The following is a 13,584-nucleotide window of genomic DNA, read 5'->3' as shown; positions in this document are numbered from 1 at the left end:
TTCGCATGGAACCAGAATACATTCCTCCCGATATCATCGCCTATTGCATAGCGATGACGACGCCTTTGCCACGCACAGCGGATTCCATTTTCGCATGCACGAAAGCTGAACAAGAAGATCATCACATGTTGATCGGGCCTATAGTCGGAGGTCTATTGCGCCTATTGGTCACGATATTGCGACCCAAAAAGGTACTAGAGATTGGCACATACACGGGCTTCTCGGCCGCCATGATGGCATCTGCCATGCCACCCGGTGGAAAGATTACGACGGTTGAGGTTGATGAGCATCTCTACGTAAACGCTCAGAAAAACCTTTCCTCCTTTATCTCACACGGGCTTATCGAGGTTGTTCACGCCGAGGGCGTGGAGTGGTTGAAAAATCAAGAATTCAAGCAGTTCGACCTTATCTTCTTAGATGGCCGGAAGCAAGACTACGAAGGAAGGTACGAGCATATCTGCAGTTCTGTTGCTCAAGGCGGAATCTTAGTCATCGACAATTCGTTAGCTGGCGGAAATGTCACGCGCCCGAGGAAAGAGTGGGAATGTCTTACGCACGAATTCAATTCCTACCTTCGTTCGGGTGGAGATTTTCTGACAGTTCTCCTCCCAGTCAGAGATGGATTATTTCTAGCGTTGAACTCGAAATGACCAGTGCCAGCATCTCTCAACGCAGAGTTCAAGCCATTTCGCGACTTCTTCACGAAATCGGCCGCGTTTTTCGTACGAGTTCGGAAATGTATGGAGCGTACCAAGTAGGGAGTTCGAATTCTAGTCCGCGTACTAGTAATGATCTCGACATTTTGCTTGCCGATCTGACTTCTGAAGAGGCTTCAAATTGCGGTTCAATAGTTCGATTGAGAGATTGTGCCCAGCGGGGACGAGCTGAGGACGGTGTTTTTACAACCATATCATCTAATACAGAACACATGATCAGGCATGCTGTGTCATCAGCGCAACTGGATCTGATCGAAATTCAACCTAAGCTGAATTTTGTAGTTGGGCCATTGGATTCCCAGAGCAATCCAGAAAACGTTTTACTCTTGCATCTATGTGGGCCGTTGTCGGTTCCGGATTGGCACTGCTTTTCGCGCGAGTTACCACTCCACACGCTTGGTTTTCTCCAGTCGAATTCATGTCTTGCAGGACCAGCGCTGGACGCGATTCTACCGCGACCAAGAATCGATGCGGAGGAATTTCTGTCTTGGGTGCGTCCGCTGGTTTCAAAGGGTTTGGCTTCGGACTCCGTAGAAGCAAAAATCAAATGTTTCAGCAGAATCATTCTGTGCCGTCTGCTATACGAGGGAACGAAGGATGCACATAGGTTGGCGGCGAAAGCGTCCCAACGTCTTGCAGATGAAGTGCCCGCGCGAGGGCTTCTAGACATGCATCTCAAGTCTTTGGCGGCAGAGATAGAGAGAGATTATGAGACAAGAAGTGGACAATTCGATTGAACACGAGTCGCGGTTCCGTATTAGTAGTATCAATTGTCAGGCTGCTTAATTGATCAGTGGAGAATTTCGCCGATAACCATTTGACACGTTCGATTGTGAGTCGTCCCCCTGCAGCGGCCCTAGACCTCATCCGTTTGCGCAGAACCGCCCAATCGACCTGCAGAAGAACTGCTACGAAAGCCAGCCCTTCATTGCGACAAACTTGAGACAGAGTCGAAAGGCGATCTGGCGACGCGAATACACCTTCTAGCAGGATATTCTTATTTAGTGCTGCTGCGTCACGAATGGCTTGTATGAGAGTCTCAAACACTGCGGCACTTTGGGTTTCGGTGAAATCGGGTTGGCCAAATGTACTGTGCCAAATTGATTCAATGTCTAGATAGACGAAATCGTAGTGATGAACCAGTCGCGATGCCACCGTGGTTTTCCCTGAACATGGCAGACCGTATAGCAAAAGGAGGACTCTCATTTTATCACACTCGAAGGTGAAGTAGCGTCGAATCCGCGCTTGCGGATGAGGTTACAACGCGTTTGGTTCGGATCCTTCCACACCCAATTGTAGTCGGACGACCACACGTCGTCCAGCAAGTTATCATACCATTGCCGTCGCTTGAAGCGCGATGTTGGGGACCTGGTTGCTCTACGACGGTAAGCAGGAGGCTGGTTTACTCTCGACTGCATTCATCGAGTTTTAGGCTGGCCTAGATTTGGGTGGATTCGCCCGGCACCCGCTTGCCGTTCTCCCAGAGATTGACGGTCTCCCTGCTTACGCCGAGAAGTTTACCGAATTCTGCTTGCGACAGGCCCAAGGCTCGGCGATTGGACCGGATTTGATACGCCAGTTCACCGTCGCTTGATGTTGGGTCGTAGCCCAAGAATTCGATTGCCTTGGGCATTTGTTTAAGCCCCGGCTCATCCAACCCGGCTTCCCATCTCGTGACAGCGTTCCTGTTAATGCCGAACTGCTTGGCCAAGGCTGCTTGGCTCAGGCCGAGGTCCAGCCGCCGTTTGCGGATGTGGTCGCCGAGGTTCTCCAATTTGACCGGGGCAGTCGAGCGCGGCCGGGTGCGGCGGTCTGGCCGTTTCGCCGAGGCGCATACGGCCCTGACGTGCTCCGCGCATGGCAGCCGGAGCGATTCGGTCAAGTCAGCAAGCAACGCCTCGATGCGGTCAAGGTGTCTGGTAGTCGGGCAAGTCTCGTTACGTTCCCATCGGGAGACGAGGTCGGTACATACGCGCAGCCTGTTCGCCAATTCTCGCTGACTGAGGCCGAGCAAGTATCGCGCCTGCCGGACATATTCCTTTGGCGAGTCCGGCTCGGGGAGCGGATTGTGACCCAGGAATTGCGCTATCTTGGATATGGAGAGATGGTCTTGCAGGTGGTCAGGCTTGAGTTCATACCGTGTGACGGTGGACGGGTCAATGCCCAACTGTCGGGCGAGATCGGCAGTGGACAGGCCGAGACTCTCACGGCGAAGGCGTAACATTTCGCCGAGCGTCTGGCCGGACGGCCGGGGGTCGTACCCCAAGAATTCCAGGACGGCAGGCCATGCCGAAAGGGATACGGAGTGGCTGCCGGTCTCCCAATTCTGTATCGTAGCCCCGTTGACGCTGATGATAACCGCAACTTCGCGTTGCAGGAGTTGCAGATCCAGTCGGCGCTTACGGAGGTGTTCGCCGACGGTTCTTGGCTCGGTCGGATAACCGTAAGGCATGGGTTTTGAGGCACTTAGCTTGCGATGGCACGAAGGCAACGCAATCATGCCCTTGCGGCTGCCGCACCGACCCGCGCCGGGAATGCCGCTGCAGCGCGGCCGACGTACAGCGCTACATCGGGCGCCTCTCCGGGCCCCTCCTCGACCGCATCGACATCCACGTGGACGTGCCCGCGTTGAGTTTCGACGAACTGACCGACACCCAGGTCAGCGGCCCAACGACCGCCGAAGTCCGCGAACAGGTCCTCGGCGCGCGCGAACGGCAGCGCGCGCGGAGCAACGGCGCCGCCTTCCGCTTCAACGCCCACCTCGACAGCAAAACCCTGCGCCAGTACTGCAAGCTCAACGACGCCAGCAAGTCCCTCCTCGAACGCGCCCTCAACACCCTCGGCCTCAGCGCCCGCGCCTACGACAAAATACTCCGCATCGCCCGCACCCTCGCGGACCTCGAAGCCAAAGAAGACATCACCGAACACCAAGTCGCCGAGGCGGTGCAATACCGCAGCCTGGATAAGTCCGTGCTGTAGAGCGACCAATGATCTCTAAACAAGCCCCGACCGAACTGCCGAACCCATGTGCGGCCGTGGTTGGCGTGGGGGGTACTCGGGACGGGTGCAACGTAGCTGGTGAAGCTGTCAACTGCCCGCGGGGACCCAGATTAACGTCACACCTTCCGAATCTCCCGCCGTAATCGTGCACGTGGGATTCGCGCCGCAACTGGTCGCACCGGTCCACTCAGAGAATACAAGATTGGGGGGCTGAGGATCCAAGGGCGCCGCGGTCATCGTTACCGTGGAGCCCGTGCGCATTTGTCCGCGAAGAATTACCCCCGGTGCGCCGAGTCCACAGACTCGGCCATCGTTAAATACAACTTCGTCGCCGGGAAATGAAAGCCAGACCGGCGCGGATACGGACAAATCTAGACAGCCGGGAGACACTCCGCCCGCGTTGAGGGTTTCCTGTGAAATCACCACCAGGGGCATCCGCTGGTACAACGCCGTTATCGTGCGGTCACGATCCATTTCAAACGATGCGACGCCGAGGTCGCCCTGCTCCCCCAAGCTTATGTCTCCTTCCCACGCAAGGAACTCGTTGGCGTTTTCGTCATCAATGGCTGCATTTCCGGCCCCAAAGTTGCTTCGGTCCCCGTCGAACGCTATCAGGGTTACAACCTCGCCATGCTCCACAACAAGCTGGGTCATATCGAGTTCCTGGCTTGCCGTAAATCGGATCGCGAGCTTGCTTGGATCCAGATAAGGTGCTGAATCGCGCGTGTATGGCTCGCTCCCGATAAAGACCCAAACATTCATATTGCGACTGCCGAGCACATCGCTCTCCAGTACCAGCGTGAGCGTAAACGGACCGTCATCGGGGAGCGGGCCGCCGTTCGAAGGTGGGCAGCCCGCCAGCGACACAAGGAACAGCAGGAAGCCAAGACAGATGAAAGCAGATTTCATATATTGACACCTTCTTCGGCCTTCTGGGACCGCAATGCGCACAATTGGAGACACTCTACTCAAACTCACCCCCCGACCCAACCCGGAACGCCGTGCCGATGCCGAGCGCGAAAAAGACAATATCGATGATGCCAATCGATTCGATGAAGATTTCCGTCAGCGGAATGTTCTCCATCACAAAGGCCTGCGCGCGCTGGGTGGAATCCGCACGCCACTGCTCGTAGGTTGGCGGATTCGCGGCCCACGCCTGAAGATCCGGAACGTTCACCTCTTTGAAGAAATCGATCTCGGAGGCAAACACGTTCTCCGGCGTTTCGGCTTCGCTGTACCCGTGGGACACCATAAACGCCGGATACTCGGCCTCCGACGTCACCTGCGCGAAATCCATCGCGTCGGTATGCAATTCATTGTAGAGTTCCTGGCTCAGACCGATATCCGCGATAGCGGACAGCTCCTGGTTCGCAAAGTGGTTGATCACCATGAACTTGCCCGCCACGATCGCCACCAGCGCCAGGCAGGCGCACACGATGCCCGAAGCCAGGCCCCGGCCGTCCAGCACAAACGCGCCCAACCCCACCAGGCCGCCCACGCCCCACGCCACCAGTCCCAATTCCATCCCTGTGACCGCCGCAACCGCCGCCCACGCTATCGCCCCCAGCACCGCGCCCAAAAGCGCGCCCAGAATCGCATTGATCTCCATGCTTCCTCTCCCGGTTGATGTTCCCCAACGTCCTCCCTCGCAACGGCGCAAGACAAAAGGATGCTGCTGGTACTGCGCTCTTGGAATTCCCTACCTCGGGACAGTATTAACCGGAACACACGGATCTGTCAACCCCCTTTTCGCCTCCGACAAAAACTTGGGACTCTTCTATAGCCCAACGGTCGCCAGCCAGCGACATTTCAACGTCCCGCGTCGCCGCAAGTGGCCCGAATGGAGCGCCGGCATCCCTGCCGGCAACCAAGCCAGTTCCCATGTGCACCGCCCAAATATGAATCGCCCCGCAGCACTCTGCTACGCTACCCCCACCGCCCGCTACCCTCCAACGATGGAGCCATTCCGCATGAACGACCCCGAAAAGAACCCCTGGACCACCCTGTCCAGCGAAGTGAAATACCAGAACCCCTGGATCACCGTCCGCGAAGACCAGGTGATCCGCCCCGACGGCGCCCCCGGCATCTACGGCGTCGTCGACTGCCGCGTCGCCACCGGCGTCCTCGCCCTCACCGAACAGGACGAACTCTACCTCGTCGGACAATACCGCTACCCGCTTCACTGCTATTCATGGGAGATCGTCGAAGGCGGCGCCGACCCCGGCGAAGAACCCCTCGTCGCGTGCCAGCGCGAACTGCGCGAAGAAGCCGGCCTCGAAGCGGACACATGGACCCCGCTCGGCGGCGAAATCCACCTCAGCAACTGCCACTCATCCGAACGGGGCTTCCTCTACGTCGCGCGAGGGCTCCGCCACGTGGGCGCGGATCCCGAGGGGACCGAAGCCCTCCAGCTGCGCACCGTCCCCTGGGACGAAGCCGTCTCCATGGTCGAACGCGGCGAAATCACCGACGCCTTCAGCATCATGGGCATCCTGCTCTACGACCGCCTCCACACGAGCAGCTCCAAAGGAGGTTAGGCATCCCTGCCTGACCCAACAGAAGCCCTACGCCACCACACCCGCGACATTGGCCGAAAAAAAGGCGCAATTCCGGCACGTGTCACGCGATGGCGCCCCAGCGCCTTCGTGTGCCTGGAGCGCCACCAACCGTCCCCCGCCAACACCACCCCAATCGAGCGGCCCAAACCAGATTTGGGCATTCCCGCCAGCGAAACCTGGACCACAGCAGTAAAGCAGCGGAAGCCGGCGTTGGCTGAAAGTCCGCCGCAGGCGGATTAGGCATCCTTGCCTGACCCAACACAAACCCGAACCCCGTGCCACGCGATCGCGCTCCAGCGCGTTCGTGTGCCTGGAGCAACGGGACGCCAACTCCGCCAAAATCACCCCGCACGAGCGGCAATCCAGGGACGCCGGCATCCCTGGCCCGTAAAGAGCGGCCAACATCCGCATCACCCGCACACCACCTCACCACACCGACTCATACCCCTCCGCCACGAGATCCCACTGCGGGCCGTACGTATGCACCGTCCGCGTCTCCCGGCCCTCGCCATCGACCAACATCATCCCGGCATGCGTCCACGCAAGAACACTCCCCTTGAGATTGAAGACTTCGCACCCCTCGCCACGCAGCCGCTCCGCATAGGCCCCGCTCCGCGCGCCTATCGTGCAATATGTAACGACGGTAAAGTCCCGATAACGCTCGCGATTCGCCTCGAACTCCGCGCGCGCAATCGCGCCCGGAAGGGCCGACACCCGCTGCTCCTCCCGCGTCCGCACGTCCACGATCACGACGTCTCCCGCCGCCCGCAAGTCAAGCAGCCCCTGCGGCGTCACCTCGTTTACGTCCGGAAAATCCCGCCGGTAGTCCTGGTAAAGCGTCTCGATACGCTCCCGGCGCGCCGCATCGTCTTCCGGCGTCAGCCCCGCCCGCGCGCGGAAACAGCCGGGCGCAAGTAACACAAGCGCCAGCGGAAGCGCACGGTAAAGCAAGCCATGGCCGGTCATTACAGGATAACCCTTCCTCGGTTGAACAGGCGCTACGGTGCGGCGAGCCCAACACCCGAGCGTACCACATTTCCGGCCCTCGGCGTCTTGCGGCGTTCGCCCGGGCGGCCCTGCTATAATCCCCGCATGCCGTCCAATGTTCCCGACCGAAAACCTTCCAATATCGCGCCGCCGCCCCTCCCGGCGGCCAGGCGCATCGCCGCGCTGCTACTCCTGGCCCTCGCCGCGGGAGGCCTCGCCACCGGCTGCGAGCACACCGGGCTCATGAAAACACCCAACCTCTATCTCGCCGCGGAATCCGATCCATTCGCCCACCTGCCCGAACACGATCGGCGCGTCGAGGTGGACCTGATATACGCCACCGACCGCGCCGAAAACGGGATCGGGGACAAGCCAAGGGGCACGGGCGCCCAATACGGCCACAAGCGCTCCGACGAGCTCGCCTTCGGCGTGGCCACGGTCGCGCTCGGCGATAATGTGACCTGGGAGGAACTCCGCCACGCAAGCGTCAACCGGCGCCGCCAGCGCCGTTTCGTGCCCTTCCTCGCACACACCGAGGAAATGGGTCGGTTTCCGCCGCCCCACGCCGGATGGCGTGTCCGCGGCGGGGCGCCCGTTCGCGACGAGGACCACCTCCGGGAGGAAGCCGAGGCGGAGGCCGCCCTCTCCGGGATCGTGGCCGATGCCCTGGCCCGAGCGGAACGGCCCGAGGTTTTTCTATTCGTGCACGGCTACAACAACCAGTTCTACCACGCCGCCCAGACCATGGCCCAGGTCTGGCATTTCATGGCGCGCCCCGGCGTTCCCATGGTCTATTCCTGGCCCGCCGGGCGAGGCGGACTTCGCGGCTACACCGCCGACTCGGAATCGGGAAGCTTCACCAACTTTCATTTCAAGCAGTTCCTTCGCGCCATCGCCGCCGCGCCGGGCCTCGAAAAGATACATATCCTCGCGCACAGCCGCGGCACCGACGTCGCCACGACCGCCATCAAGGAGCTCATGCTCGAATACCGCGGAGCCGGGCGCGACGCCCGCGCCGAATTGAAACTCGGCCACCTCGTGCTCGCCGCGCCCGACCTCGACCTCGACATCGTGAACCACTCCCTCGTCGCCGAAGGCGTCATTTTCGTCCCGGAGCGATTCACGGTGTACCTGTCCAACGGCGACCGCGCGCTCCTGCTCTCCTCCTGGCTGACCGACAGTGTCAAGCGGCTCGGCCGGATCATTTTGGCCGATTTGAACCCCTTTGAACAGGCGAAGCTCACCAGCCTGCCGAACGTGATCTTCATCGACGCGGAGGTGGAAAGCGACATCACAGGCCACACGTACTTCTGGACCAACCCCGCCGCCAGTTCGGACATTATCCTGCTCCTGCGCGATGGCCTGGAGCCCGGGGTGGACAATGGCCGCCCGCTCATCCGCCAGTCCAACAATTTCTGGCTGCTGCGCGAGAATTACCCGGGCTCCGGCGTTGCCGCTGGCGAACCCGCCGGCGAATCCGCCGGCGAATCCGGCGACTGACCCCAGCTTCCGAGCCGGATCGCCACCCGCCATTCACGCCCGCACGCCGCCCGATCCAGCCCGCGCCCGCGCCTGGGAATTCCCACGATGCCCCACCACGGCCACGCCCGACCGCTGGACTTCTCTTCCATAGTTGCCCTATTGAATAGCCCGTTCTACTTAAACCATTTCAATAGCGTGCTGGCCGATTCCGCGTACGTTCCGGAATCTGAAACGATGCCGCGCTATCATCGCTTTCACCGATTCTGGAGCGCGGCCCGCCGCGCCCGAAAATTTCCCCCATGTGGGAACGGTTTGCCGGTATAATGCGTTCCGTTTTGGAAAGTGTGCGCGATGAGCAATTTAAATGCGTTACTGGGGCGCCGCCTGCGGGAACTCCGCGGCGATACGCCGCAAGTACAGTTCGCCTCGAAGCTGGGAATCTCGAAATCCTCGCTGAACCGCATCGAAATGGGCGACCAGAATGTCTCCCTCAAGACAATCGAGGTGATCTGCGCGAAACTGGGGTGCTCCATCGCCGACCTCTTTTCTTGACGCGACGGGCCAAAACGGCCCGTGCGGGCTGTCGGCAGTAACCCAGAACGGGGGAGCGGACACCGGGGCGTGGCAGGCCCCGCGTGTCCGGGGCCGGGGTGTAACCAATCCGCGGCCTCGGGACTCTACCAGGGCAAAACCAACCTGGAGACGTGAAATGAACCCGGTTCGATTCCCTCTTTTGCACAGCCGCCTTCGCGCCGCACTGCCGGTCGTGCTTGCTCTCGCCCTTGCATTCCCGCCGCCGCCCGCCGCTGCCGAAGAGACCAGTTATGATCCGCTGGCGCTTTCCGTCGCGGCCGAGTCCATCCAAACCCTCGACCTTACCGTGGAAGACACCGCGCGGAAGCGCACGATTCCCCTGCGCGTGTACCTGCCGCCCGGCGCCGGTGAAGCCCCTGTCGTCCTATTCAGCCACGGCCTCGGCGGCTCGCGGGAAGCAAGCCCCTACCTGGGCCGGCACTGGGCCGCGCGCGGCTATCTGGCGGTGTTTCTGCAGCACCCCGGCAGCGACGACGCCATCTGGCGCGAGGCCCGGCTGGGACGCCGTTTCGCCGCGATGGAAGGCGCCGCCACCGGCGAGAACCTTGTGCTGCGCGCCGGGGATGTCTCCGCTACGCTGGATGCCCTCTCCCGCTGGAACGATGAGGTGGGCCACCCCATCGAAGGGCGCCTGGACCGCGATCATATCGGCATGTCCGGCCACTCCTTCGGCGCGCTCACAACCCAGGCCGCCAGCGGGCAGGCCTTTCCCGGCGGGCGCTCCATGGCGGATCCGCGTGTGCGCGCGGCGATCATGTTCAGCCCGAGCGCACCGCGCCGGGGCGACCCCGGCCGCGCGTTTGCCAGCGTCACGATCCCGTGGCTGCTGATGACGGGCACGGAAGACATCGCGCGCATCGGCGGCGCGGACGTCGCCTCTCGGCTCGCGGTCTACCCGGCCCTCCCGCCGGGCGGCAAATACGAGCTCGTGCTGCACGGCGCCGAGCACTCCGCCTTCACCGATCGCGCCCTGCCCGGCGACCGGAACACGCGAAATCCAAACCACCATCGCGCGATCCTCGCACTCAGCACCGCCTTCTGGGACACCTGGCTCCGCGACGACCCAGACGCCCGCGCCTGGCTCGACGGCCCCGGACCCGCCACCATACTGGAAGCACAAGACCGCTGGCAGCGGAAGTAGAACCAGACTAAAAAAGCGCGGACCAAATAGGAGCGCAGGTCGAAGATGCGCCGTGGTGGACGGCCCGCCCGCAATGCGCCGAAGGCGCAACAGGATCGCGAACATTTCCGCTGCGGCGTACCTTCGGCCTGTCCGCGGCAGCGTGAGCCCACCTCCAAAAGCTTCCCTGCCCCCCCCAACAATACCACCCCGAAAAGAAAGTGGCACAGCCGTCCCGGCTGTGTTCAGCGCCGAAGGCGCAACAGGATCGCGAACATTTCCGCCACGGCGTACCTTCGGCCCGTCCGCGGCAGCGTGAACCAGACTTCCCCAACCCACCGATACCGTAAATCCCAACCCCGCTCCACCTGCTCTTCAGGCCCCCGGCGTCCGCGCCTCGCGCACGAACGCCGCCATATCGCCGTCCGCGCGAATGCCCAGGCGCGTCAGACAGAAATCGTAACGCACCGGATCTTCCGGACAGATCGCGCGAAACGCGGCCGTGATCTCCAGCGCCGCCTTCAGATCCGCCGCCTTGCGCCGCGTCAGCCCCAGCCCGATCGCCACCCGGTGCATGTGCGTGTCCACCGGAACAATAAGCCGCCCGGCGCCCAGCCGGCGCCAGAGCCCCAGATCGACATCGTCCTCCCGAACCATCCACCGCAGAAGCATGAACCAGCGCTTGCAGGCGCTGCCCAGCGCGGGATCCGGGACGAGGTAGTTCTTCGGCAGGCCCCCCCGCGCGCGAAGCGCATCGGCGAGGCGCGCAATCACGGGCAGCACGGTGGCCGATTCCGGATCGTCCAGCGCCATCAGCGCGCCGCCCAGCGATCCGTATTCGCGAAGCAGGCTCCCCGCTCCCGCCATCAGCGCGGCCACTTCGGTTCCCGTCACATAGCGGTGGCGGAATCCTTCGAGCCGGCGCCGCAGCGCCGCCGGCGGCAGGTCGCGCGCGGCCCGGGCGGGCGCGGGAACGGCCTCGAAAACGCGCCGGATGCTCTCCAGTATCGTCTTTACATTCCCGAAAGCCAGCGCCGCGGCAAGCAGCGCGGCCACCTCCTGCTCGGCGGGATCCGTAAAGGCGTACACCGGCGCCAGCGGATCGGGATCGACAAACGCGCGCCGGTTATAGCGCGCGTAGAGGCCGTCCAGCGCGGGGCGAAGCGCTTCCAGGCGGCGCCGGCGCGCGGCGGTCATGGGCGCAAGCGCTCCCCGCGCCCTTGGTGTCGGCCGGGCCATGGCGGGCGCCCGGCCCTACAGGATCTGGCGGAAGAGCATGTAGCCCTCCGCCGCGGCAACCGAGATCTCGCTCCCGCGCAAACGCGCCATGTATTCCACGTTCTGGACGCTCGAGTGGTGGATCGGATCGCGCAGCTGCGACCGGTGCAGGCTCAGGGCGTGCAGTTTCTGCTCCAGGTAGTCCGATATGTCCACGTAAAAGTTCATGTGGATCTTCTCGTGCTCCAGGCTCCAGAAAAGCGACGTGTTGTTGTAGCCCAGCACCAGCGGCTGGATCGGTTTGTCCTTCGGAACCCCCGGACGCGCCGCCGTGAACGCCGCGCGGAAGACCGCCTCGTGATCCTGGTTGTACGAAGACACCGGAATCGCCAGCATCGTCGGCTGCACCTTGTCCAGCGCCAGCCGCGCGTCCCGCTCGATCAGCGCGATCAGGTCCCGCCGGGGGATCATGTCCAGCCGCAGGTGCGTTTCCGCGTCGCGGTACAGGTACTCGAAATCGTCCACCTTCAGGTATTCCATCACCGCCTCGAACTCCTGCTCGCGCGTGCTGCCCTGGACCAGCTCCTCCTTACCGTCGTAATGCTTCAGCGTCCCCACCGAGCAGCAGATCACGTAGACCTCGCCGCCCAGGTCCTTGATCCGCGCCATCGTCCCCGCGCAGCCGAAACTCTCGTCGTCGGCGTGCGGTGATACGACAAGCAGCCGCTGCTTGGACAGAAATTCATCGGCGGGGGTCTGGGGGGTGCGCATGAAGGAGTTCCTCGTAAATGGCTTCAATCCGTTGAACCATCGCGGCCAGGCTGTAGTGGGGGAGGATCCGGGCCCGCGCGGCCGCGCCCATCCCCTGGCGGCGTTCGGGGGAGTGTACTAGCCCGCGCACCGCCGTTGCCAGTTCCCCCGCGGATCGCGGCGCGACCAGCACGCCCGTCACGCCATCATCCACGATGTCGGGAATTCCCCCCGTCCGGCTCGCAACCACCGGCACGCCCGCCGCGCCCGCCTCCAGAATCACCCGGCCCATGCCCTCGTTCAGCGACGGAACCACCAGAATATCGAGTGCCGCCATGATCGCCGGGATGTCTCCGCGCATCCCCAGCAAGCGGACCACCCCGCCCGCCTGCGCTTGCAGCCGCGCGGATTCTTCGCCGTCGCCCGCCAGTACGAACCGGACACCGGGCAGCTCGGTCGCAAGCGCGCGGGCCATCTCCACGAAATAAGCAAATCCCTTGACCGGCGCCAGGCGCCCCACGCCGCCCACAAGAACCTGGTCACCGGATACACCCAACGATGCGCGCGTCTCCGCCCGGCGCGCCAGGGCGTCCTCGAAGGGCGCCGGGTCGATGCCGCTGAACACCACCCGGAACTGTTCCCGCCGTCCGATGCCCCGTTCCAGGTGGGCCTCCACGCCCCCGGGCGTCAGCTCGATGAAGCGGCTCGTGTGGCGCGCCGCGTAGCGTTCCAGGCCGGTGAAGATCGCCGCGAGCGGGCGGTTGAAGTAGCCGTCGAAGACGTTTCCGTGCGACGTGTGCACCACATGCGGGATGCCGGCCCGCGCCGCCGCGATCCGCCCGAGAAAGCCCGCCTTGGAGGTGTGCGTGTGCACCAGGTCGTAACGTCCCGCGCGCAGCGTGCGTGTCAGCCCGCGCAGCGCGAGCCAATCCCGGTGCGGCGCCGGCGCGCGGACCAGGTGCGGCTCGCGGATAAGGTCGATGCCCGCCGCCAGGACCGCCGGCTCGATGCTGCCCTCGCCGCCCTCCGTCGGTCCGCTGATAAGATCGGCGGTGAAGCGATCGCGATCGGCCAGGCGCACCGTGTGAAATGTGTTTTCCTGCGCCCCGCCAACGCACAGGCGCGTGATAATGTGGGCGATGCGGTACTTCGGCATCGG

The 13,584-nt window shown here is 62.7% G+C and carries 15 protein-coding genes; 6 read left to right on the top strand and 9 right to left on the bottom strand.

Features of this window, described 5'->3' with window-relative positions; translation table 11 throughout:
* The first annotated feature begins 5 nt into the window (after window positions 1-5).
* A complete protein-coding gene (locus tag KF886_10145; protein ID MBX3177711.1) occupies window positions 6-650 on the top strand; it encodes an O-methyltransferase in 645 nt (214 codons plus the stop codon).
* A gap of 325 nt (window positions 651-975) precedes the next feature.
* Here KF886_10145 and KF886_10140 read toward each other — a convergent pair whose 3' ends face one another.
* The 3 genes from KF886_10140 to KF886_10130 form a co-directional block, all read right to left on the bottom strand.
* Entirely contained in the window at window positions 976-1,281 is a 306-nt protein-coding gene (locus tag KF886_10140; protein ID MBX3177710.1) for a hypothetical protein, read from the bottom strand.
* A gap of 110 nt (window positions 1,282-1,391) precedes the next feature.
* A complete protein-coding gene (locus tag KF886_10135) occupies window positions 1,392-1,922 on the bottom strand; it encodes an ATP-binding protein (protein MBX3177709.1) in 531 nt (176 codons plus the stop codon).
* 232 nt (window positions 1,923-2,154) lie between these two features.
* Entirely contained in the window at window positions 2,155-3,168 is a 1,014-nt protein-coding gene (locus tag KF886_10130) for a helix-turn-helix domain-containing protein (GenBank protein MBX3177708.1), read from the bottom strand.
* Between the two features lie 5 nt (window positions 3,169-3,173).
* Between KF886_10130 and KF886_10125 the strand changes: the two genes are divergently transcribed.
* Window positions 3,174-3,695 carry an ATP-binding protein gene (locus tag KF886_10125; protein ID MBX3177707.1) on the top strand — a complete coding sequence of 174 codons (522 nt, stop codon included), beginning with the start codon at window positions 3,174-3,176 and terminating at the stop codon, window positions 3,693-3,695.
* Window positions 3,696-3,803: 108 nt separating this feature from the next.
* Here KF886_10125 and KF886_10120 read toward each other — a convergent pair whose 3' ends face one another.
* Both KF886_10120 and KF886_10115 read right to left on the bottom strand, forming a co-directional pair.
* Window positions 3,804-4,625, bottom strand: coding sequence for a hypothetical protein (locus KF886_10120; GenBank protein MBX3177706.1), 822 nt, complete (start codon window positions 4,623-4,625; stop codon window positions 3,804-3,806).
* A 55-nt stretch (window positions 4,626-4,680) separates the two neighbouring features.
* Entirely contained in the window at window positions 4,681-5,325 is a 645-nt protein-coding gene (locus tag KF886_10115; protein MBX3177705.1) for a hypothetical protein, read from the bottom strand.
* Window positions 5,326-5,686: 361 nt separating this feature from the next.
* On the opposite strand from KF886_10115, the gene KF886_10110 reads away from it, so the two are divergent.
* Window positions 5,687-6,253: an NUDIX hydrolase gene (locus tag KF886_10110; GenBank protein MBX3177704.1), complete on the top strand. Its 567-nt coding sequence runs from the start codon at window positions 5,687-5,689 to the stop codon at window positions 6,251-6,253.
* Between the two features lie 447 nt (window positions 6,254-6,700).
* Here KF886_10110 and KF886_10105 read toward each other — a convergent pair whose 3' ends face one another.
* On the bottom strand, window positions 6,701-7,240 hold the full coding sequence (locus tag KF886_10105; protein MBX3177703.1) for a rhodanese-like domain-containing protein: 540 nt from the start codon (window positions 7,238-7,240) through the stop codon (window positions 6,701-6,703).
* Between the two features lie 126 nt (window positions 7,241-7,366).
* Here KF886_10105 and KF886_10100 point away from each other — a divergent pair, with 126 nt between their 5' ends.
* The 3 genes from KF886_10100 to KF886_10090 all read left to right on the top strand — a co-directional run bounded on the left by KF886_10100 (window position 7,367) and on the right by KF886_10090 (window position 10,478).
* Window positions 7,367-8,761 (top strand): alpha/beta hydrolase, encoded by a 1,395-nt coding sequence (locus KF886_10100; protein ID MBX3177702.1) that lies wholly within the window; start codon window positions 7,367-7,369, stop codon window positions 8,759-8,761.
* 333 nt (window positions 8,762-9,094) lie between these two features.
* Window positions 9,095-9,295, top strand: a complete 201-nt coding sequence (locus KF886_10095; GenBank protein MBX3177701.1) for a helix-turn-helix transcriptional regulator — start codon at window positions 9,095-9,097, stop codon at window positions 9,293-9,295.
* Between the two features lie 157 nt (window positions 9,296-9,452).
* Window positions 9,453-10,478 carry a dienelactone hydrolase gene (locus tag KF886_10090; protein ID MBX3177700.1) on the top strand — a complete coding sequence of 342 codons (1,026 nt, stop codon included), beginning with the start codon at window positions 9,453-9,455 and terminating at the stop codon, window positions 10,476-10,478.
* A 354-nt stretch (window positions 10,479-10,832) separates the two neighbouring features.
* Here KF886_10090 and KF886_10085 read toward each other — a convergent pair whose 3' ends face one another.
* Genes KF886_10085 through KF886_10075 form a run of 3 tightly spaced genes read right to left on the bottom strand, consistent with a single transcriptional unit; the run spans window position 10,833 to window position 13,581 of the window.
* Window positions 10,833-11,654 (bottom strand): TIGR02757 family protein, encoded by an 822-nt coding sequence (locus KF886_10085; protein MBX3177699.1) that lies wholly within the window; start codon window positions 11,652-11,654, stop codon window positions 10,833-10,835.
* Between the two features lie 57 nt (window positions 11,655-11,711).
* Entirely contained in the window at window positions 11,712-12,446 is a 735-nt protein-coding gene (locus KF886_10080; GenBank protein ID MBX3177698.1) for a PIG-L family deacetylase, read from the bottom strand.
* A complete protein-coding gene (locus KF886_10075; protein MBX3177697.1) occupies window positions 12,418-13,581 on the bottom strand; it encodes a glycosyltransferase family 4 protein in 1,164 nt (387 codons plus the stop codon). The genes KF886_10080 and KF886_10075 overlap by 29 nt, the downstream gene beginning before the upstream one ends.
* Between the last annotated feature and the right edge of the window lie 3 nt (window positions 13,582-13,584).

The sequence above is a fragment of the Candidatus Hydrogenedentota bacterium genome (assembly GCA_019637335.1).
Lineage (GTDB): Bacteria > Hydrogenedentota > Hydrogenedentia > Hydrogenedentales > JAEUWI01 > JAEUWI01.
This window is presented reverse-complemented; position numbering and strand designations above follow the sequence as displayed.